Source organism: Arthrobacter sp. SAFR-044, assembly GCF_059414985.1.
Window position 1 is genome coordinate 82,353 of sequence record NZ_JBPFDN010000005.1, and the last position, 19,061, is coordinate 101,413.

A 19,061-nucleotide genomic window follows, 5' to 3' on the forward strand; every position below is an offset into this window, starting at 1 on the left:
GGGTGGATTCAGTCAGTTCGCTTGTAGAAAGGCCGACAACGGGGCTCCAGCCAAGTTGCTGGGGGCACCTTCGTCTAGGAGAAGATCGGCAACGGTCGCCGTGATGACCGCCGTTGCGATTTTGTGCGCCTCCAAATTCCGGTCAATGTGGGGAGGCTCGCCGTTCCCCATCATGTCGCCATCATTGGTCGGAGCGTAGCTACCAGCCAGGAAGCCCGTGGCATGGGTCCAAGTCGAGTCCTCCCTCCAAAGGCGGTAAACCATCCAGAGGTTGGTACCAGCGCCTTTTACAGCGTGGGTAAGGTTTGTCGCCTGTGATGCGACCAGTTTGTCCTCAGAAACGTTCAAGACGAACGCTGCCATCTCAGCGACGTCAATGTCCGAGGGGAGGCCATTTGTCCGCATATATCCGTCAGTTTTGGTTTCCGTCTTACGTTCGTGGTCGAGCATCGTGTCGGCTGCCAAAGCACGCTCTGACTGTGGCATGCCTGCTAGCCAGAGAAAACGAATGGTCAACTCCCAGAACGCGCGCCTATTGGGAGCAGCTGCGTACCCCAATCCGGATGCTGTAAGAACCGCGATGCTCCGGCTTTGCTCGAAAGCTGCTCGAAGCCAACCGACGGCAAACTGACTGACTCGCGTTACTGGCACCTCCCGGAGGTCGACCGCCAGAACAGCGTTTGCCGCGCGAAGTGTGTAATCGGCACTTGCTAAGTATTCAGGCTGCTCACTTTTGGATTTCCCCTTTTTCTGAGTCCCGCTACCGTTCATGGCATCACTCTATCCACGGTCTATGCGCGGTAAGGAACCGCCCTACTGCATGCTGCCATGGCTAAGTCTTGGGGAACTCGCCTCGTCGTAGTAGAGCCCTTCCAACCGTGAGATTGGCGTGGACATTTGCCGGATGGGTGGATGCCATTTCATCGTTCCGACGTCGCACAATTGAGAAGAAGGTTCCCTGGGCCTTTCCTTCGATGACGGCGCCATGAACGAGGAAGGGCTTGTTTTCCTCGGTTTGAGGGGGCACTTCGATCAGTACCAGATCGTCGCCGCCGTGAGCTATAACTTCGACACGAAGGTCTTCGATCGGTGGTATCACCTTGGAATCGAGGACCTGGACGTACTTTCTACGGATTCCGGATTCGCGCGGCAAGGGCGTGACTTTGGTGATCACGTCTCCGCTGCCCCTGTTCTTTGTGGCTAGCCCCAAAACTACTACGCCACCGTCACGGGCATTCGCAAACTGAGAAACCCACTGGGCGAGACGTATCTTTCCGACTTCCGTTGTGAGGTCAGCGTGCTGACTTTTTGCCTCGAGCCAGTCGCCTTCAGGTTGGCCGAGTAGCGCTGTGACGTGTCCGCTTCGTATCAACTCTGCGACCGTTTCGCGGGTTAGGTCACCGGATGACGCCTCAAGCAACGCTTTGATATCCAGACCATCGGCGTACAGCTCGGATAACCAGCGGCTGCGGGGGTTGAATCCGATCCTCACGGTTATCAACCTGCCGACATCGGGGTATGGTTCGACTTCAGCACTTATAAGCGATAGGCGTTTTCTGCTCAGTAGAGGCCATATCAGAGTTGCTACATCGAGGTCAGTCTCAGTGTTGTACTTGCTGGAATGCTCTACGAAACATTCAATTACAAGCAGGATTTCCCCCTCATCAAAGGAGAAGCTGACGCCGGTGACGGGCAGGAGTTCAAGATCGCGAGGATCGAAGTCCAGGGGCACCTGAGGCTCCTGGCCAGCGCGAATAACCATATCGGAGAAGGCCCAATCCGAACCTTGATGTTTCTGCAGTTTCCGGTACATCTGTCGCATGTGTGTAGCGCTAATGCTGTCCAGATCCCGCTCCAGTACGTCTAGGCTGTCGTTCCTGTCTCTTCGCTCAACGCCGTTGAGCAACCAGTAATAGCCCTCTTCGTCAGCCTGGATGTTGCCGCACGTAAACTTCCAGGGCTTAAGCACTGGCCACCGTGCTCTCACAGCGCATCGCTGGCAGTACATGACGGCAACTGATTCTGCATTGCTCAAAGCTCATCCACGAATCCTACGGACAGCCAACACGCTCTGCTGCAGCCGACTGACCTCCGTGAACCCGACGTCACTGATTGTCGGGAAGATCCTCGCGATCCTGGCCACCGGCGCAGTCCAGATGCTCACCGTAGGAATACCGGCTGCCGCCGCCTTCATCCTCTTGCGCGGACACGCCGGCATCCCCGACATCTCCCTGGCCGCACTCGTTCCAGAGCCCTCCGCAATGATCGTAGGGGCGCTGCTGCTGGTTGGCGGCTTCGTCCTTTTCGCCGGGACGCTGGTCGCCATTGGCTCGGTCATGCCCACCGCCAAGGAAGCAAGCGGCCTGTTCGGCGCGATCGTTGTGATGATGTTCGTGCCCCTGTATGCGATCCCACTCATCCTCAGCGACCCCGGTTCTCCGGTCGCGCAGCTGTTCACCCATTTCCCGTTCTCAGCACCGGTGACCGCCATGCTGCGGAACGGCCTCGGCTCGCTCAGCGGGGGAGAGGCGGCAGTCGTCATCGCCGAACTGTTCATCCTCGGTACCGCGGCCATCGCCCTGGCGGTGAAGCTGTTCCGGCACGGCAGCATCCAGTACACGTCCCGGGTCTCACTGCGGAATGTCTTTGGAGATTGGTCGGTAAGGGCTGCTATCGCGACAATCGGCCGCAAGTCCGAAAGGCGAATTCAAGTGGGCCGTAAAATTGGGCGCAATGTCGATTAGAACGTCAGGAACGGGATGCAACGATGGCGAAACTGAGAGTTCATGAACTCGCCAAAGAGCTTAACCTCGCTTCCAAGGACCTGGTCACCTTCGTTCGTTCATCAGGGACTCCGTGCCGTTCAACGTCTTCTACTTTGGATTCAGCCACCGTAACTCAGGTCCGCGGATGGGCAGCATCTGGAGCGGCACTCACCCCTCGAATGAGGGAATTAGCTGACCAGTTGTCCCCTCCACCGGTAGAGAGGACGTGGCCACCAGGCGGCCCGAGGCCGGGGAACAATCCCTTCGCACTGCGGCGTTCTATCGCCCCACCAGGCGAGCCGCAAAGCGGGGCACTTCTGGTTGAACAGGTCGGGCCTCGAATGAATCCGGGAACACCAGGGGACGGTACAACACGCGAGACCACGCTTCAACCCACTCATCATGCGATCGAGGATTATGGCCCAGGGGAATCGGGGTCGGTATCCAGTGCGGCTTTGAAACAGAAGCACGTCGAATTCAAACGTGGCGACACTGGAATCAGCTTCGAAAAGCTGATTGTTCCCTATCTCATCGATGCCACTGAAATCACAATCACAGACCCTTTCATCATCACCTTGGATCAGGTCCGAAATCTGTTGGAACTACTGGAAGACCTCGTGCGCGCTCAAGGGGGCAGGGTTCAGACTTCGGTGCTGCTTAGGACGCAGCGGGACAAAGACGGCGACGAAAAGAAAGACCTGTCGCAGACCCGGTATTTGGACCGAGTAGCAGCAAGTATGAAAGCTACGCCGCTGCGATTTGAATACAGGATCGAATCCGATCTTCACTGGCGGACGATCGTGGCCAACAGCGGCTGGAGAATTCTCCTCGATCGTGGGCTTGATATTTTCGAACGCGTTCCTTCGGATCCGCTCCAGATTTCACACCGCATGCAGGAGTACCGGAAAGTCCGCCCCTTTTACGTGACGTTCCTTCCCCTAGACGAGGAAACGTGAGCGTCATGCCGTCCTAAGCACACTTAATTTGCGCACTTACAAGGGCAGCCGCACACAATCTGGCCGTGAACGCATTTTTGAACCGCCAGCCCAAGGGCATCCCGGTCGGCGGTCGTGCCGTCACCGATTTGAGTGTCGAGTTGGTTGCCCATCGTCACATCGACTCCCAAACCGGTGCAGAGCCCGAGTATTTTGGGTGGCTTCGGTGAATCCGGAGCGGGCGGTTTTGATACAGATGGCGTTGCAGCTTCCGGACAACAGCTCGCGGGCGACGTCTCCGGCGGTGGGGACTGATTCATCACCCACCACTGGTATTGGTGACTTGTCCACGAGGCGCTGGCGGCTCATGACTTCTTTGGCGTCGCAGGGTTCCTCCAGCAGTGTCAGGCCCAGGCCTTCTGTGCGGTGGAGGACTTCGAGGGCCTCGTTTGCCGTCCAGCCGCGGTTGGCGTCGAGATAGATTTCGACGTCCTCCCCCAGCCCTTCCCGCAGCACGCGGCACGCGTCTAGGTCCAGCGCGAGGGGCCGGCGCCCTACCTTCAGCTTGAAAGTGGTGATGCCGTAGAGTTCGCCGAAACGCAGCGCCTCATTGAGCAGTTCCTCTGGTGGGCGGAAGCCGAGCATGTGGCTGACGCGCATCCGGTCGCTGTATCCGCCGAGCAGCTTGTGCACGGGTGTCCCGAGGGTCTTACCGATGGCGTCCCATACGGCGATGTCCACTGATCCTTTGGCGACGTGGTTGTTAACGGTCCGGCCCAGTACCGCGTGGATTCGTTCCCGGTCCAGAATCTCGGGGCCCAAGAGTTGTGGCGCGAAGACCTTGTCGATGATCGCCGTGACGGAGTCCTGGGTCTCTCCGTAGGTGTAGGGCCGGGTGGAGCGTCAGCGACTCCCACGACTTCCTCGTCCGTGAAGACGCGGACGAGGACGTGGTCTGCGGTGGTGACCTCCCCGCTGGCGAACTTTAGGGGATGCGTGTACGGGATCGCATATGGGATCGCTTCGATCCGTTCGATTTTCACGGGCGGTTCTTCCGGCTTGGGATGTGCGTGTAAGCAGGGGTCAGGCATGGACTCAGGTATTCGTGGAGAGCCGTTGCGGGATCCTTGGGGGCGGATCCCGCAACGGCAGTTCAGGGTTTAGCCCATTTCTTCCCGTGTTTAGGCCTCGGGGTCCAGGACGAAGTTGTAGCTGGTCTGCACTCCCTGGCGGCCGGCGGCTGGCTGGATGTCAAGCATCAGCTCCGGTTTGGTGGCCGTGGCGATGTCGTCATCGTTGTGCGGGTCACCGGGGAAGTAGAGCTGCGTGGTCAGCAGTTCGTAACCGGGGGCTGAGACTTTCAGGTGCAGGTGGGCGGGGCGCCAGGCGTGCCAGCCTGCTGCTGCAATGAGCTGGCCGCAGGCCCCGTCGGTGGGGATCTGGTAGGGGGCCGGCTGGATCGTGTTGATTTGGAAGTTGCCCTCTTCATCGGTGATGAAGGTCCCGCGCAGGTTCCACTCCGGGATGTTCGGGGCGAACTGGGAGTAGAAGCCGTCCTCGTCCGCATGCCACAGCTCGATCTTCGCGTTCGGAAGGGGGCTGCCGTCGGTGCTGCGCACCTGTCCCTGGAAGAGCAGCGGGGTGCCCTTTTCTTCCGGCCGCATCTCGATGGTGGCAGGGCTGTTGTGTTCCGGCGAGTTCGGGACATAGTAGGGACCTTCGATGGATCCCTTGTTGCCCTTCCGGTGGCTGGTTGCGACCTCCTCAACGGAGTGCTCCAGCCAGACGTCGAGGAACAGCGGCCACTCCCCATCCTCACCGACCTGGATCAGCCAGGCCTTGAGGGCGTTGTACTCCTCGTACGTGACCCTTTCTTCGAGCACGATGTCGTTTGCAGCTTTGATTAACCGGCCGGCGAGCAGGGCTACACGCTCCTGGTTGGCGACTGCGCTGGTCTGCTTGTTCTCACGGAATCGCTGTGTTGCGTTGGCGCCGGAGGCGGCAGCGGTTGCTTGTGCGCTCATGTCTTTTATTCCTAATACTTCAGGTGGCTGTCGTGGGTGCGCTAGAGCTTCAGGAGCTTCGCTGCGTTGGTGCGTGCGATCTTGGTCAGATCGTTCTCGTTGAGTTCGAGGTTGTCGAACCAGGTTGCTGCCTCGTCCATCCGCTCGAACGGGTAGTCGGAGGAGAACAGCAACCGGTCTGCACCGATTTCCTGGATGGTGTTCAGCAGCGCGGGGGTGCGGAAGTTCCCGCTCGTGGTGAGGTAGAAGTTGTTCCGTAGGTAGTGCCCGAAGGTTTTCTCGATGGAGATGCCGCGGGGGGCGACGGCCACCCGGTGGTCGGTGCGCCAGATGTTGAAAGGCAGCAGCTCGCCCAGGTGGCCGAGGATGATCTGGATTCCGGGGTGCCGGTCGAACAGTCCGCTGCCCATGAGCCGCAGCGCGTGGGTTCCGGTTTCAACGGAGAAGGCCCAGGTCGACCCGTAAAGCCACGGGTGACCGTCGTACTGCGGGCTTCGCGAAGCCAGCGGGTCGCGGGGGTGCAGGTACAGGGGCACATCGAGTTCTTCGACCGTGGCCCAGAACTCGGCATACCGGGCGTCGTCCAGGTACACCACAATGTCTTCCGTGCCGACCTGAGAGTAGCCGTTGACCAAGGCCTCGACCAGACCCAGATCCGTCACGGCCCGGCGCAGTTCCGCGGTGGCGGCGTCGGGGTCCTGCATCGGCAGCGCGGCGAAGGAAGCGAAACGATCAGGGTTGTTGGAGACCTGCTTGGCGGCGTAATCGTTCAGGCGCTTCGCCCAGTCCACTGCCTGCTCGGAATTATGAAGGGACTGGATGCCGGGTGAGAGCAGGGACAGTACGGACTTTTCGATGCCGCACTGGTCCATCAGCCGAAGCCGGTCTTCGTGGATGTCCAGCAGCATGTCCCGACGTGCCGGCCAGGCGTCGGCGGTGAAGTGTTCCGCTGACTGCGCAACGATGTTGGGGTCGGTAGCACCGAAGTGCTCTTCAAGGGCGATCTTGGAAACCATGAAAGTTCTTTCCTTTGACATAGGTGAAGCGGGATCGGGGGCATGGGCCACCCAGGAAATGTGGTTGGTGAAGGACTAGGAAGCAGCCACTTCGGTACGAGCTGCAGTGGTGACGGGGAGCGGGAGCCTGGCGTCCTGGCGTTGCAGTTCTGTCTGCACGGAGGAGGTGTCGCAGGGCTTGCCGAGGGCAATATGGGCGGCGGCGATGCCGGCTGCGTGGCCGGTAGCGAACGCGGTTCCCATGACCCGCAACGAAGATCCTGCGGCCTGATCCCCATCAAGAAGGCGGCCGGCGGCGAAGAGGTTGGTCCGGTTCACGCTCTTGAGGCAGTCCAGGGGAATACCGAAGTAACCGGGGTCGGCGATGAACTTCCAGATCGACGGGACGCCGGGGCCCGGGTGGTACTCCATGGGCCAGGCCCCGATAGCGACCGTGTCTTCACGGGGTTCCGGGAGCAGGACATCTTCTTCGGTGAGGCGCAGGGGCGCAACGACATGGCGGGATTCCCGGGTGCCGAGTTCGGGTCCCGTGGAGACGATGTAGGCGTTTTCACACCCCGGGACGGTCTTGAGCGCTTGGAGGTAGGCCTGCGCCTGGAGGCGCGCGTGGGCTTCGGCCCGGCTGGTGTCCACTGCACTGCGGGCGTCGTAGCCCTCGTCCACAAGGTAGGTAATGATGTCCCCGGAGACAGGCAGCCGGGCGACCAGCCCGGTTTCAGCGAGAAGGTTTGGCATGCCTGCCGCTTTGCTGGCTGTGACGGCTTTCTTGAGTGCGGCCCGTCCGGCGTCCACGTCGAGCGGGATCCCACCGAAGCGGACGCCCAGGGTGCCGTTCTGCACCTTCCCGTCGCGGCCATAGCGTACTTCGGCACCGCTGTGGCAAGCCAGGTCCGCGTCACCGGTGGCATCCACGAAGGCTCCTGCGGTGAAGTGGTGCAGTCCTTCGTGGTCTGCGACGCGCACTGAGGTGATCGTTCCGGCATCATCTGCCTCGGCGCCGACGATGAGGGTGTGTAGCCGAACGTCGACGCCGGCTTCTGCACAGAGCTCGTCGAGAACGAACTTGACGTCTTCGGGTTCGAAGACCACCGTTACTGCGTTGTACTTGCGGGGCGCGCTGACAGCGCCCATCGCACGCAGCCTGGCATAAACGTCCTCCATCACGCCGAACACAACCTGCCGCTCATCTTCCTGCGTGAAGATCCCGGCATAGGTCACAACGTTGCGCAGGGTGGCGGCTCCGCCCAGGCAAGGTCCTTTTTCAAGGAGGAGGGTGCGGGCCCCGGCGCGGCTGGCGCCAATGGCTGCAGCGACTCCAGCCGATCCTCCGCCGGCGATGATGACGTCGTACTGCTGATTCAAAGTATTGCCTTTCAAGGTATTGCTTAAGATTCGGGGTGTTACCGGGCCGGCTGGGAGGCCGCTACCGGGACGGTTTTGCCAGTGGCTGCGTTCACCGGGCGGATCGCCAGCATGGGAATCACTGCCAACAGCGGCCCTGCCGCCAGGGTCAGGAAAGCGAGTTGGAAGGAGGAGGTGGCACCGAAGACCATGCCGATGACGGTGGGAACGATGGTGCTCCCCAGTTGCCAGAAGGCGTTGATGCCGCCGGCAGCGGAACCGGCAAGTTTTTCGCCGGCCAGGGTGGGGATCATGGCGAGCATGATGGGGCTGTAGACGTAAGCGGCGATGCCGAGCAGCGGTGCAATCCAGAGGAACTGCACGTTGTTGGTGGCCATGCTGAAAGCAACAAGGGTGGCCGAGAACGCCAACAGGATGATGATGGTGAGGTTCCGCCGGGTCAACTTGATCGCGTCAGAAACGAAACCGATAAGGGGCTTCGAAAAAATAGCCGCGGAACCGAAAATCACGACGACAACTCCAGCCTGAACCGGGCTGATGCCGATGCCTTTGGTCATGAGCAGGTTTGACCAGGTGACAAAACCGTAGGTGCCCCAGAGGGCGCCGAAACCGGCCAGGCCGAGCATGAGGAGGTTCCTGTTCCGCAGGAGTGGCATGATCTGGGGCCGCGTCTTCTCTTGAGGTTCTGCTTGACGTTTTCCGCCGCGCAGGAAGATCAGGCAGAGAACACCGAGGCCAAGGGAGACGAACCCGAACAGGTGGTAGGAAGTCCGCCAGCTCGACTGTTGGATCAAGGAAGGAACCACAGCATTGGCGATCACGAGACCGAGAGAGGTTGCTGTCATGAAGATACCCATGGCCGTGCCACGCTTCTCTGGCCGGAACCAGTTGGCGATCAACCGGACGCCGCCGCCAAATTCTGCACCCGCGAACAACCCGACGCACGCCTGGAACACAAGACCCATGTCTTTGGATGTCGATTCGCCGAAGGCGAGCATGAAGGAACCAGAGAGCAGAATGCTCAGCCCGACGATGAGCCGGCCACCAAGCCAGTCGGCAAGGAAACCACCGAACAGGTTCGAAACGACGTAACCGATGTAGTACGTGGTGGCGAACAAGCCCAGGCCGGCCACAGCCACGCCCAGGTCCTCCCCCACGAAGCTCGCAGCGGGGCCCCACGTAGCGCGGTCAACAGAGGTCATGGTGAAGGCAGCCCAGGCCAAGGTCAGGATCACCCAACGGTATGGGGACTGGCGGATCGCGGGTAGCGAAGTCGTCATTGACTTTCTTTCTTTGAGGCAGTTGACAGAAGGGAAAGGGGAGGGCTGCAGCTGGTCCCTGTTGTGACGCTTAGATCCGGAGCCATAACTAGCGGCGTGCGTCTATGTCACACATCACAATATAGAAGCCCCTGAGCAGCGTTATCCAATACCCTTTTCCACGCCGGGGCATACCCTGAAGTTATGGCACCAGGCCGTTCTTCAGATGGTGCCCACTGGAAAGGAAGCCGAGCATGGAACTTCGACAACTGCGCTACTTCGTGGCGGTGTTCAACCAAAAGTCGATTTCCCGTGCCGCTGAACAGTTGCTCATATCCCAGCCGGCCTTAACCCGTCAGATCCGTCTGCTGGAACATGAATGCGGGACACCGTTGTTTGAACGGCTGCCTAAGGGCACTTTCCCGACCCCCGCCGGTGTTGCCCTGCATAAGCATGCGCTCACAATGCTGGCCATGGCGGGTTCGGCGAGGGATGTAGCGCGTCAAGCGGGGCCGGTGCGGCAGCCCGTCGCGCTTGGACTCGCTCCGGGGCTGCCAGGTGAGTGGGTGGACCGGCTTCTGACGGCAGTGGCGGATCAGGCTCCCCTCGCCGAGCTTGAGCTCACCGATGGAGACACCACCGTCCAGCTGAGAATGGTCCGGGAAGGGCGTCTGGATATCGGCCTCGTACACCAGGAGCCCTCCCAAGACCTTGTCGGCGGGCACGTAAGGAAAGAATTCTTCGGCCTTGCCTTACGTCCCGGCCTGCCGGCGAATGAAGAGGAGGAGCACTGCCGGCTGTCCGACTTTCACGACCAACGAGTGCTGATTCATTCGCGGGAACAGTTCCCACTCGGCCATGACCGCCTACTAGCCACATCACATGAGCTAGGAGTAACCCCCGCCTGGCGAATTGCCACCTTCAACGAGCATGCCCGCGCCTGCGCTGACGCAACGTCATCGGTAGCTGTGATGCTGACCGAGGCCAGCGCCAACCGCCTCTTGCCGGACTGGCAGTGGAAGCAACTCAAGGAGCCCACCATGGCGCTGGAAACCTGGATGGTCCGCCAACCTGTCACTCGCGACATCGTTAAAAAGGTTGCGGACATCATCCTGAGAACATTCCGGTAGCCCGATGGCTTCACCCGGGAATTCCCTAGGGCGCGGCCACGCTTGTGACTTTCGGCGATAAGTGGCGGCGTTCTGGCGGCGCTATTTGGCGCATGAGCTGAGCCCGCAAGGGGATCCTCAACCGGGCGCTCGATTTATTGCCCAGCCCGGCCGACCTGCAGGTAGCGTTCACGGACCTCGAACCAATCATTGGGCCCGGGCTTCCCGGGATAGGGCAACGGTGTCATCGCCAACCGCGATGAAGGAATGACGCCCACCTGCCACTGATCTTCATAAACGATCTCACCAGGATCAGCTGAAGTTTCGCACTCCCAAAAAACGCTCTTTGCCTCAAGCATCTCTAGAAGCGGCCGAAGACGCTCCGCCATACCGTCTGTCTGCTCCTTGAACCAGGTAACCGCGCCGATGGTGTTCCCATCCGCATAAAACGGCGGGTTGGGCAGGTTCTCCTGAAACCAGGCATCGGTAAAGGCGTAGCAGGCGACTTCCTCCTCGCTGAGTCGCCCCACGCGTCGAAGATGGTCGACCGCCACGAATACGCCGACAGGGGCGCCTGTGCGCCCGACATAGTTCGACTGGAACCGGTGGAATTTCGCCATACCGGCATAATTCCACCTCCAGGTCCTCGCCACCTAGCCAAGCGAGCTCCACGCCCGTAAGCCCATCCTTCACAGGGACTGGCTATCGGTTGAGCCAGTACGCGTGCCCGATTGCTACTGAAAGGTTGTTGTCGTTGCACTCGGGAAACTTTGCTCGCAGGTCTTCTAAGTGGGGGCCATCCCAGGAGCGCCAGACTAGGTTCGAAGCGTATTTGATAACGTCGTCCGCTCTGTGCTTGGCCGCTTCGATCTCCTGTGACGAGAAAAGGCTGCCCAGCTCGTGCTGTATGTCGATATAGCCCAGACCATCCTGGACGTAGTGGCTGCCGTATCTCGTATTGAGGAGGTAAAGGACGAATACTGCGTTCAGCACATCCAGAGTCTTGGCTTCCTCAATTTCTAATTGCCGGCGCCGGAGACCGTTTTGCCTGTTTTTCTCCGCCCATTCCATCGCGCGAGTGAGTTCCCGTTCATAGGCTTCGAGTGGGAACCCTGGTGCGACGGATTGCATCCGCTCAATAGTTTGTTGCCGGGTCCATCCGAGGTACAGCTGGCGGCAGGCATGCCAGTTCGAGCTGGCCCTTATTTGAGCAAATAAGTCAGGTTCACTGGCACTGTCTTGGTGTTTCTCGTGATCCGAGCGTCCGTTTTCGTTCCCCATCATCCAACCTTAGAGCGCATCAACAACCATTCCGCGGTTGGCCCCAGCAGAGTGGCTCACGGTGGACGATCCATGATCCACGGGCTCTGCTGAATCGATCTTCCGGGTAAAGCCCATCATCACAGAATATGCGTTACCACTGACACGTCGGTTGCAGGCGCTTCGGTCTGAGGCGGACCTCGTCCGGCGGGATGTGCAAAAAATAGGCACGGTGGGGACCGGTCTCACAAATGATCCCTCACCGGACGCTACGGGCGGGGACCCCCTTCATTCTTAAAAGAACTGGTCAAGGAGCCGGTAGAAGGTGAGGCGGTTGGTGTCGGCCTGTTCTATGCCGTAACGGGTGAGATACCGATCCGCGTGGTGTAGGCCGTACTGGGGGTTCTGGGCGCTGGTGATGCTCCTGGTGACCAGGGCGAGGTCGGAATACCGGTCGGCCCTCCCTAGGCGACCAACGTCGACGAGCCCTGTAATCGTGAGCGTGTCGGGGTCGAGCAGTACGTTCGGCAGACAGAGATCACCGTGGCAGACAACTAAGTCTTCGGAGGTGGGAACGGTGGCGAAAAGCTCATCGAGGAGTTGTTGCGGTGTCCAATCCACATAGGCGGGGTCCAGCCGGTCCAGATCAACCAAATGCTGCCGCACTGCATGTTCGGCGGCAGGCATGATGACAGCGAGGTTCCGTTCGTAGGGACAATCCTCGATCGGAAGGTCATGCAGCGTGCGGGTGAAATCGGCTAGTGCGTCTATCACGTTAGTGCGCTGGTCGGCCGGCCAGTGTTCGGCGGCGGAACGGCCGGCTATTGCCGTGGTGACTAACCAGGCGCAGTCGTCAGAGACGTCGTACTCGACGACCTCCGGCGTAGGAATCCCAACCTTCGCAAGCCAACGCAGACGCTCCGCCTCGGCGCCCAGGTCGTACCCGGCGTCGTGTTTATTTGTCAGGCCGCCAACCTTCACATACAGGTCGGTGGCTCCGTCCAGCCTATAAACCAGTGCGCCAGAGCAGCCGATGCTGATTGGAGTCCAGCCATGGCCCGAATACTGTCGTCGAAGCGTTTTGACCTGTTCTTCTATCACTCCTCGATGGTAGGTCCTACCTGGCTGCACCGACCGCCCGTAAGCCGGTCCCTAACTGCGACAACCTGGTTCTGACGTGCGGCTTTGCGAGGACGGATTTCGAGGTGTCCCGTATACCCCGCCCGCATAAATGCCCGGTGAAGGTGCCCTAAACGCTACACACCCCGGCTGTCTCGAAACCCTTGGGATTTGAGGCGCCTTAGTTATGAGACGTACAGGTGGGTTTCAGAGAAGGAGGCGGCGCCCGAGGGCGGGATCGCCTATCGCATCAGCTGGTCACTTGTCGGAGCTTGAACACGATTGAGTCGAAGACGGTGCGTGCCTGGCTCGTCAGCTCCGGATGGATCGATTCGTGGAATTGAACCACCCAGAACATGGCACGCGTGCCGTTCAGGTTGACCACTCTGTAGGTTTCGCGCTCAGCGGCGCTCGAGTACCAGCGTGTGCATAGGTTCGAATATTCCGAGTGGACGCAAAACTGACCGTTGTCGCAGGCTCTGATGTCCACGTCGCCCTCGACGGAGTGGTCGAACTCGACGCCTGAGTAATCGCCCACTTTGACCTCGAAGGGAGGGGTGCTGGACGTGGACGTCTGCGCCATCATCGCGTCGACAAAGGCCTTAGCCGACGGCTTGACCTCGACGAGCGAGCCCTGCCACTTGCACGCGTCCCTCGGCACATGGTTTGAGGGCCACCAACCGACGAAGACCCCCATCGCATCCGGGTGATTCGGGTCGTCCTTTCCCAGGCCATCACCGTCGGCCGACCAGCCGTCTGGGACGGTAATCTCGAAATTCTCTGCAAAGCTGGTGACGAGGTACGTGCCGGCGCCGATAGCGCCACTCTTCGGCAGCGGTGGGACCGTGGCGGTGCCGCCGCCGTCCGGCCGCGGTGGGGGCGTGCCAGCCTCCGTATTCGGAGAACTGGAGGACGGGAGGGGGACGTCCTTGGACTCATACTGGCACCCCCCGAGAAATCCAATCAGTGCGATAGCCAGCAGGGGCAAGAGGTGGAGGGGCCGCTGAGCGGCCTTTTCGAGGAGTGTCATGGAGCTCATCGATCCACCAAGGCCGCTACAGGGTGCTGTGAGGCCCCGCAGCCGGGTGGCCCCGCGGGCGGCCCGAAATGGGGGGCCGTTGCATCAAGTCTCCTCCAGCACAGAACCCGTGACAATGAAGAGTTGTACGGAGACCAGCTTCGACTCATGCCACCCCCGAAATGACAGGACCGCCCTGAGGCAGCGTTGAAATGCCGAATTTGGTGCCAGCTTTACTCCGCCCGGGCCTAACTGGCTCAAGAGATCCGACGGCAACTGCGTCTCGTAACCCGCGGGAAACGAGATGTCTCTCATCGAACGAATAGGCGTCCGGCCTGCATGGTCGCTGAATTTCCACAGAGTCTTCGACGCGCGATGGCAAGGACGATTCTCGTAACTATGTCTCTTAACTTCGTAGCCACCATCTGGTAATCATCCTTGGTTATGAGACATGGGAGCGGGCGTCGGCTCGAGGGGATTAGAGTAAGGCCGGAAGGAACCACACTTCCGGGATCAGCAGCCAAGCGATCCAGGCCGGTACCGTTTTTGTACCATGAGGACATGGCTATGAATCTCCGTGTTCCTGAAGACCTCGATCGGCGGCTGGAGAAGTTGGCTGCCGAGGAGCACACGTCCAAGTCCGCGCTTCTGCTGGAGGGTGCTGAGTTGGTTCTGCAGCGTCACACGCGGCGCCGTGAAATCAGCGAGGGCCTTGATTTTGTAATGAGTCATGATGCTGAGTTGCTGAAGCGCCTTGAGGGCGCGTGACAGCGTACCTGGACATTGAGGACCCTCTTCAGGTAGTTGATCGGTACGGGCTTCCATATCCGTCATGTCGGGTTGTTGGCCTCGGCATTGGCCAGGCTGGCTACGGTTGTCATGCGCGCGGAAGCCTATCCGGAATTGGCGGTGAAGACGGCCGCCTTGTGGGAGTCGGTCGCCCGGTCCCCGTCCACTCGTTGATGGCAACAAATGGACGGCATGAACGCTCATGGTGTTGCTGCTGTGGATCAACGGTTACCGGCATGGTTTAACAACGGATGCAGGCTTCGACCTCGTCGTCGGGGTCGCCGCGGGCACTGCCGACTGTTGTGTGGCGGGTGTTCCAATACCCTCCGGCGTTGTTGATCAGCACATTGATGCGGGGGAGGGTGAGCAGCTCGTCGGCGAGCCGGCGTACCTGGGTTTGGGAAGACAGGTCGGCAACAAAGGCGTCCACCTTTCCGCCGCCGGCCAAACGCAGTTCTTCGGCGGTTTCTTGCGCGCGTTTGGTGTCCCGGCCGATGATGACGACGTGGGCCCCCATCAGAGCCAGACCGTGGGCGGTTGCCTTGCCGATGCCTCCGGTTGCGCCGGTGACGACCACTGTCCTGCCCGCCATGGGTCTCATGTTTTTGTTTTTCATGACTGTGCTCGTTCCGGGTAGGGCTGGCTGGTGTCGGTGTAGCTATTGAGTGTTTCTGCGATGGCCTCGTCCAGGGGCGTGGCTGTGACGCCGAGCCTTGTGGTGATTTTGCTGCTGTCAACGATGAAGGGTTCTTCGAACTGGTACTGCATTTCGAGGAGTTCACGCACGACGGGGCTGGTGATGGCCAGAGCGCGCAGGAGAAATGGCGGGACGGCGCGGATCCTGGTTCGCTGTTGGCCTGCCTGACGGTAGATGGTGTCAACGAGTTCCTGGGTGCTGCGCGTGTGGGGGTCGTTGGGCAGGTGCCAGATTTGGCCGGGCGCGTCCGGGTGTTCGCCCAGGACGGCGAGGCCTTCACCGATGTCGGGAATGTAGGTGTAGGTGTGGGGTTGGTGCCGGTCGCCCAGTACTGTGCTGGTTTTTCCGGCCAGGGCTGCCGGGAAGACGCGGTCGCCGAGGTTCGATTGTGCTCCGCCGCGCGGACCGAAGTAATCGGAGGCGCGGCCGATGGCTACTTCGACGCGGCCTGCATGGTGGGCGTGCAGGAGTTCCTCAGCCATCGCGGCGCGGAGCCGGCCCTTGATCGTGTGGGCATTGTTGGGTCGGTCTTCGGTCAGTGGGCGTCCTGCCGGGCGGCCATACATGTAGACGTTTTCCATGCTGACCAGCCGGGCGCCTGTGGCTTCCGCCGCCGCAAGCACTCCGGTCTGCAGTGCGGGGAATTGTGCGCTCCACAGGTGGTAGGGCGGGTTCATCGTCTGATAGATAACGGTGGCACCGTGGGCTGCGCGGGCGGCGAAGACGGGGTCGGCGGCGTTTCCGGCGATGACTTCCACACCCTCGGGCACGGTGGCCTGCCCGGACCGGTTGACCAGACGGACGGTCCGGCCTCGCCGCCGGAGGGCGTCGAACGCGGCCAGCCCGATGGCACCGGTACCGAAGATGACGTGGAGCCCGGTATTCATGACTGAACCTTTGCGTTCGTGGGGGACATGGCCGGCTTGTTGAGCAGCGGGACGGGTAGCAACCGGTTCAGGATGAGGCCGGTGATCGCGGTGACGAGGAGGGCTCCGCTGGCGCCGAAAACGATGAACTGCTGATCGACAGCGATCCTGGCCAGCGTGGTTACTGTCCAGCCGAGGCTCCATAGTGCAGGCATGGCCGCTGCCCAGATCCAGCGGTGCCGGCCCACCTGCCGTGGAAGGGCACGTGCCTGGGCGAAACCCAGGACGAGCCCGTTGAGTGCGCCCATCAGGGCAAGGTCAGGAAGGGCGGTGCCGTAGCCTGCGGCCGCGGCGCCCAGGGCCAGTCCGGCGCCCATGCCCAGGACGGTCGCCGGGATCCAGGCCAGGGGCCGGACCCTGTGGCTGCTGGTCAGTGCCTGCCCGTTACCGATGATGAGTCCGGCGGTGGCCCCACCGATGACCGCAGAAAGCGGGTCGTCGATGCGGCCACTGATCATGGTGCCGGCGTATCCGCCGATTGGCAGTGCCAAGAAGCTGGTGGTCCAAAGCAGCCAGGCACGGATCGTGCTTGCCCGCGAAGTCGTTGTGTGGGTCATGATGTCCGTTCATTAGGCCATACCGTGCTGGGCAGGATGTAAATGCGTGGTGAGCACAGGCCTTGCAGCCACTGAACGCTTTATGAGAATGCTGATACCGAGCCCTGCAACCCAGAGGCCCCAACCTGTGCTGCCGAGAAGGCCGGCGAGGTCCCAGACGGGAAATCCCGGGACGGCGGTGGCGAGGATGTCGCCCTGATTGAGCAGATAGATGCTGGAAGTGATGAGGCCGGCGGCGCCGATCCATCGGGGAAGAATCCCGCTGCGCAGGATCACGATGCTGACGGCGGCGGACCACCCGATCACCAGCAGCTGGCCCAGGTGCTCACCCAGTAGTGCACCGCCGAACTGGTGCTGCGCTGTCCAGGCAGCGGCCACCGCAGCCCGCGTCTGCCCGTCCCCTGTCGCGTAGGTGCTGGCCAGTGCCGGGACGACGAACACCCAGCGCAGGAACCCGATGAGTGACAGGAGTACCGAGGCAGCCCCGGCATAGGTGGCAACCTTCACAATGGGATTCCCCTGCAGGCCGAGAGCTGCCGGCAGAAGCAGGATCGGGATGGCGAGGAGCCCGTAGGTCCAGGCCGCCGCGAACCAGGCCCACACGAGGGCGGGGCCGCCGGCGGTAAAGGCAGGCAGCACCACCTCGGCCGGCTCCCGCAATACGTCCGGCCAGTCAAACATCACGGACAGGGCTGTGGCCGCTGCCGCGAACGCGAGGGCACTGAAGGCAAACAGCCCACCGGTGGTGATGCGAAGTTTCGTGGTTGGCGCGGTGTTCATGGCGGTCTTCCTGCCTATTTCTGTACGGCGTGCAATCTGGACGCTGTACAAATAGTGTACGCTGTACAGAGGAAAGTCAAGAGAGGAATTAATGACGACGCAGGCACGCAGTTCGAAACCGGGGCCCCGCAGGACCCTGACCGAGAACGCGATCATGGACGCAGCCCTTGACCTTCTCGACGAGGGCGGAGTTAATGCCGCTTCCGTGCGGGGGATTGCTGCCCGGGTCGGGGTCGCCCCGAACGCCGTCTATACGTACTTCCCCGATAAGGCGGCAGTCATCAAAGCCATTGTTGAGCACCTGCTGGGGCAGGTTGACCTGGCCGTATTCTCGGACCGCAACGTTCCGTGGCGCCAGCGCATTGAATCCCTGGCGTTGGAACTCAGGGAGCGGCTCACCGCCCATCCGGGAGCGGTGAACCTGATGATCGGCGGGCCCATGGACGGCCCGCGGGCTCTTGCCCTGAACGAACACCTCATGGAAACGCTTCGGGATTCCGGGCTCGACGCCGGCGAGGCCGCGAGGGCGTCCTACCTGCTGATCGTCTACGTCTTCGGCTCGATAGCCCTCGAGGCGGCAGAGCTGGGTGATGGGCCCAGGGGAATTTCGGAAGCGGAGAAAATTGCCTCCCGCCTGGAGGGGTTTTCGGCAATACCGGCCACCAGCTACCCCCTCTCCGCTGAAGCGGCAGCGATTATGGCCACCTACGTCTCTACCCAGCAGTACAGATGGGGACTTCACAAAGTGCTCGATGGGCTTACCCGAACGTAAGCGCCGTCAGGCGGTTCGTCCCCAACTGTCCCCGGGAGTCAGTACGTAGCGCTTCCAGACGTAGTCCCAGGGGGTCACGGCCAGGATGGCGACAACGAAGAGGATGCTGAAGAGCATGTCGGCCGTGGCGGTGTCCATGTCGTTGGCGAGAAGGTAGGGCAGCGCTACGATCCCCAACCACAGCACTTTCCAGATTACCTCGAACAAGAGGATCGGCAGCATCCCGATGGGATATCTGAGGCCCAGGAGTGCCAGGAGCGACATCGCTGTCAGGAGGCAGACGATCACTCCGTCAGGCACGGGCATGGAAGCGGCCTGGCGGAGGAGGGGCCATTTGACGATGATGAGGCCCACTGCCATCAGCAGGTAACCGCCCCGCATCAGGTTCAAGCGGAAGGTAGGCAATCCAACGCCTGCGTGCGGGTCCCTTTGGGCGTTCCTACTTCCTTCGGTGGCGGTGGTGGTCAGCACGATCGGGCCATTCATTGCGTGGCCGTGGTCCTGTTTCATGGTTGGTTTCCTCTGTGCTGAGGGTTGCCCTGCCGGGTGCTTGAGTAGCCAGTGGCGTCTTTTCCTCCTCCGATAAGGACTGCGACGCCGTCGTGCAGGTCCAGGAGGGCCAGTAGAAGCATGAACGCCGACTTTCCTGAGCCGCTCTTACCGACGATGGCCA

20 protein-coding genes and 2 pseudogenes are annotated in these 19,061 nt (G+C 61.0%); 6 read left to right on the top strand and 16 right to left on the bottom strand.

Annotated elements, in window-relative coordinates:
- Positions 1-12: 12 nt before the first annotated feature.
- Together ACR65J_RS09530 and ACR65J_RS09535 are read right to left on the bottom strand one after the other, a co-directional pair.
- Positions 13-771, bottom strand: a complete 759-nt coding sequence (locus tag ACR65J_RS09530) for a hypothetical protein (protein WP_440168100.1) — start codon at positions 769-771, stop codon at positions 13-15.
- A 61-nt stretch (positions 772-832) separates the two neighbouring features.
- On the bottom strand, positions 833-2,035 hold the full coding sequence (locus tag ACR65J_RS09535; protein WP_440168101.1) for a hypothetical protein: 1,203 nt from the start codon (positions 2,033-2,035) through the stop codon (positions 833-835).
- Between the two features lie 58 nt (positions 2,036-2,093).
- On the opposite strand from ACR65J_RS09535, the gene ACR65J_RS09540 reads away from it, so the two are divergent.
- The 3 genes and pseudogenes from ACR65J_RS09540 (at position 2,094) to ACR65J_RS09550 (ending at position 3,721) form a co-directional block, all read left to right on the top strand.
- Positions 2,094-2,744 (top strand): ABC transporter permease, encoded by a 651-nt coding sequence (locus tag ACR65J_RS09540; protein WP_440168102.1) that lies wholly within the window; start codon positions 2,094-2,096, stop codon positions 2,742-2,744.
- Positions 2,745-2,767: 23 nt separating this feature from the next.
- Positions 2,768-2,896, top strand: a pseudogene (locus tag ACR65J_RS09545) (translation initiation factor IF-2 N-terminal domain-containing protein); the annotation flags it as partial.
- Between the two features lie 210 nt (positions 2,897-3,106).
- On the top strand, positions 3,107-3,721 hold the full coding sequence (locus ACR65J_RS09550; protein WP_440168455.1) for an MIT C-terminal domain-containing protein: 615 nt from the start codon (positions 3,107-3,109) through the stop codon (positions 3,719-3,721).
- 110 nt (positions 3,722-3,831) lie between these two features.
- Here ACR65J_RS09550 and ACR65J_RS09555 read toward each other — a convergent pair.
- The 5 genes and pseudogenes from ACR65J_RS09555 to ACR65J_RS09575 all read right to left on the bottom strand — a co-directional run.
- Positions 3,832-4,743 (bottom strand): annotated as a pseudogene (locus ACR65J_RS09555) (enolase C-terminal domain-like protein); the annotation flags it as partial.
- 138 nt (positions 4,744-4,881) lie between these two features.
- Positions 4,882-5,724: a catechol 1,2-dioxygenase gene (gene catA, locus ACR65J_RS09560; RefSeq protein ID WP_440168103.1), complete on the bottom strand. Its 843-nt coding sequence runs from the start codon at positions 5,722-5,724 to the stop codon at positions 4,882-4,884.
- A 41-nt stretch (positions 5,725-5,765) separates the two neighbouring features.
- Positions 5,766-6,740 (bottom strand): amidohydrolase family protein, encoded by a 975-nt coding sequence (locus ACR65J_RS09565; RefSeq protein WP_440168105.1) that lies wholly within the window; start codon positions 6,738-6,740, stop codon positions 5,766-5,768.
- Between the two features lie 75 nt (positions 6,741-6,815).
- The gene (locus ACR65J_RS09570) at positions 6,816-8,102 is read right to left on the bottom strand and encodes an FAD-dependent oxidoreductase (protein WP_440168106.1); all 1,287 of its coding nucleotides are present in this window, start codon (positions 8,100-8,102) and stop codon (positions 6,816-6,818) included.
- Positions 8,103-8,140: 38 nt separating this feature from the next.
- Positions 8,141-9,382 (bottom strand): MFS transporter, encoded by a 1,242-nt coding sequence (locus tag ACR65J_RS09575; RefSeq protein ID WP_440168108.1) that lies wholly within the window; start codon positions 9,380-9,382, stop codon positions 8,141-8,143.
- Between the two features lie 233 nt (positions 9,383-9,615).
- Between ACR65J_RS09575 and ACR65J_RS09580 the strand changes: the two genes are divergently transcribed.
- Complete coding sequence (locus ACR65J_RS09580) at positions 9,616-10,491, top strand: LysR family transcriptional regulator (protein WP_440168110.1); 876 nt, start codon at positions 9,616-9,618, stop codon at positions 10,489-10,491.
- Positions 10,492-10,625: 134 nt separating this feature from the next.
- Here the strand turns inward: ACR65J_RS09580 and ACR65J_RS09585 are convergent, their stop codons facing one another.
- The 4 genes from ACR65J_RS09585 to ACR65J_RS09600 all read right to left on the bottom strand — a co-directional run bounded on the left by ACR65J_RS09585 (position 10,626) and on the right by ACR65J_RS09600 (position 13,888).
- Positions 10,626-11,090: a hypothetical protein gene (locus ACR65J_RS09585; protein WP_440168112.1), complete on the bottom strand. Its 465-nt coding sequence runs from the start codon at positions 11,088-11,090 to the stop codon at positions 10,626-10,628.
- A gap of 82 nt (positions 11,091-11,172) precedes the next feature.
- A complete protein-coding gene (locus ACR65J_RS09590) occupies positions 11,173-11,751 on the bottom strand; it encodes a hypothetical protein (RefSeq protein ID WP_440168113.1) in 579 nt (192 codons plus the stop codon).
- 273 nt (positions 11,752-12,024) lie between these two features.
- The gene (locus ACR65J_RS09595; RefSeq protein ID WP_440168457.1) at positions 12,025-12,828 is read right to left on the bottom strand and encodes an APH(3') family aminoglycoside O-phosphotransferase; all 804 of its coding nucleotides are present in this window, start codon (positions 12,826-12,828) and stop codon (positions 12,025-12,027) included.
- 271 nt (positions 12,829-13,099) lie between these two features.
- A complete protein-coding gene (locus tag ACR65J_RS09600) occupies positions 13,100-13,888 on the bottom strand; it encodes a hypothetical protein (RefSeq protein ID WP_440168114.1) in 789 nt (262 codons plus the stop codon).
- A gap of 540 nt (positions 13,889-14,428) precedes the next feature.
- Here ACR65J_RS09600 and ACR65J_RS09605 point away from each other — a divergent pair.
- Positions 14,429-14,635: a ribbon-helix-helix protein, CopG family gene (locus ACR65J_RS09605; RefSeq protein ID WP_440168115.1), complete on the top strand. Its 207-nt coding sequence runs from the start codon at positions 14,429-14,431 to the stop codon at positions 14,633-14,635.
- 262 nt (positions 14,636-14,897) lie between these two features.
- Here the strand turns inward: ACR65J_RS09605 and ACR65J_RS09610 are convergent, their stop codons facing one another.
- Genes ACR65J_RS09610 through ACR65J_RS09625 form a run of 4 tightly spaced genes read right to left on the bottom strand, consistent with a single transcriptional unit; the run spans position 14,898 to position 17,616 of the window.
- Complete coding sequence (locus ACR65J_RS09610; protein WP_440168117.1) at positions 14,898-15,248, bottom strand: SDR family NAD(P)-dependent oxidoreductase; 351 nt, start codon at positions 15,246-15,248, stop codon at positions 14,898-14,900.
- Between the two features lie 20 nt (positions 15,249-15,268).
- On the bottom strand, positions 15,269-16,240 hold the full coding sequence (locus ACR65J_RS09615) for an NAD-dependent epimerase/dehydratase family protein (RefSeq protein WP_440168118.1): 972 nt from the start codon (positions 16,238-16,240) through the stop codon (positions 15,269-15,271).
- Positions 16,237-16,836 (bottom strand): hypothetical protein, encoded by a 600-nt coding sequence (locus ACR65J_RS09620; RefSeq protein ID WP_440168119.1) that lies wholly within the window; start codon positions 16,834-16,836, stop codon positions 16,237-16,239. Before ACR65J_RS09620 ends, ACR65J_RS09615 begins: the two co-directional genes overlap by 4 nt.
- 12 nt (positions 16,837-16,848) lie before the next feature.
- Complete coding sequence (locus ACR65J_RS09625; protein ID WP_440168121.1) at positions 16,849-17,616, bottom strand: DUF4386 domain-containing protein; 768 nt, start codon at positions 17,614-17,616, stop codon at positions 16,849-16,851.
- Between the two features lie 91 nt (positions 17,617-17,707).
- Here ACR65J_RS09625 and ACR65J_RS09630 point away from each other — a divergent pair, with 91 nt between their 5' ends.
- The gene (locus ACR65J_RS09630) at positions 17,708-18,388 is read left to right on the top strand and encodes a TetR/AcrR family transcriptional regulator (RefSeq protein WP_440168122.1); all 681 of its coding nucleotides are present in this window, start codon (positions 17,708-17,710) and stop codon (positions 18,386-18,388) included.
- A 6-nt stretch (positions 18,389-18,394) separates the two neighbouring features.
- Here ACR65J_RS09630 and ACR65J_RS09635 read toward each other — a convergent pair whose 3' ends face one another.
- Positions 18,395-18,898: a hypothetical protein gene (locus ACR65J_RS09635; protein WP_440168124.1), complete on the bottom strand. Its 504-nt coding sequence runs from the start codon at positions 18,896-18,898 to the stop codon at positions 18,395-18,397.
- Positions 18,899-19,061 lie beyond the last annotated feature (163 nt).

What these genes read in the sequence shown, in the direction of transcription:
- ACR65J_RS09630 (WP_440168122.1), top strand. Translation starts at nt 17,708, where the DNA reads ATGACGACGCAGGCACGCAGTTCGAAACCGGGGCCCCGCAGGACCCTG.
- ACR65J_RS09565 (WP_440168105.1), bottom strand. Translation starts at nt 6,740, where the DNA reads ATGGTTTCCAAGATCGCCCTTGAAGAGCACTTCGGTGCTACCGACCCC.
- ACR65J_RS09580 (WP_440168110.1), top strand. Translation starts at nt 9,616, where the DNA reads ATGGAACTTCGACAACTGCGCTACTTCGTGGCGGTGTTCAACCAAAAG.
- ACR65J_RS09625 (WP_440168121.1), bottom strand. Translation starts at nt 17,616, where the DNA reads ATGAACACCGCGCCAACCACGAAACTTCGCATCACCACCGGTGGGCTG.
- ACR65J_RS09590 (WP_440168113.1), bottom strand. Translation starts at nt 11,751, where the DNA reads ATGGGGAACGAAAACGGACGCTCGGATCACGAGAAACACCAAGACAGT.
- ACR65J_RS09605 (WP_440168115.1), top strand. Translation starts at nt 14,429, where the DNA reads ATGGCTATGAATCTCCGTGTTCCTGAAGACCTCGATCGGCGGCTGGAG.
- ACR65J_RS09635 (WP_440168124.1), bottom strand. Translation starts at nt 18,898, where the DNA reads ATGAAACAGGACCACGGCCACGCAATGAATGGCCCGATCGTGCTGACC.
- ACR65J_RS09615 (WP_440168118.1), bottom strand. Translation starts at nt 16,240, where the DNA reads ATGAATACCGGGCTCCACGTCATCTTCGGTACCGGTGCCATCGGGCTG.
- ACR65J_RS09575 (WP_440168108.1), bottom strand. Translation starts at nt 9,382, where the DNA reads ATGACGACTTCGCTACCCGCGATCCGCCAGTCCCCATACCGTTGGGTG.
- ACR65J_RS09550 (WP_440168455.1), top strand. Translation starts at nt 3,107, where the DNA reads ATGAATCCGGGAACACCAGGGGACGGTACAACACGCGAGACCACGCTT.
- ACR65J_RS09530 (WP_440168100.1), bottom strand. Translation starts at nt 771, where the DNA reads ATGAACGGTAGCGGGACTCAGAAAAAGGGGAAATCCAAAAGTGAGCAG.
- ACR65J_RS09600 (WP_440168114.1), bottom strand. Translation starts at nt 13,888, where the DNA reads ATGAGCTCCATGACACTCCTCGAAAAGGCCGCTCAGCGGCCCCTCCAC.
- ACR65J_RS09610 (WP_440168117.1), bottom strand. Translation starts at nt 15,248, where the DNA reads ATGGCGGGCAGGACAGTGGTCGTCACCGGCGCAACCGGAGGCATCGGC.
- ACR65J_RS09620 (WP_440168119.1), bottom strand. Translation starts at nt 16,836, where the DNA reads ATGACCCACACAACGACTTCGCGGGCAAGCACGATCCGTGCCTGGCTG.
- catA (WP_440168103.1), bottom strand. Translation starts at nt 5,724, where the DNA reads ATGAGCGCACAAGCAACCGCTGCCGCCTCCGGCGCCAACGCAACACAG.
- ACR65J_RS09585 (WP_440168112.1), bottom strand. Translation starts at nt 11,090, where the DNA reads ATGGCGAAATTCCACCGGTTCCAGTCGAACTATGTCGGGCGCACAGGC.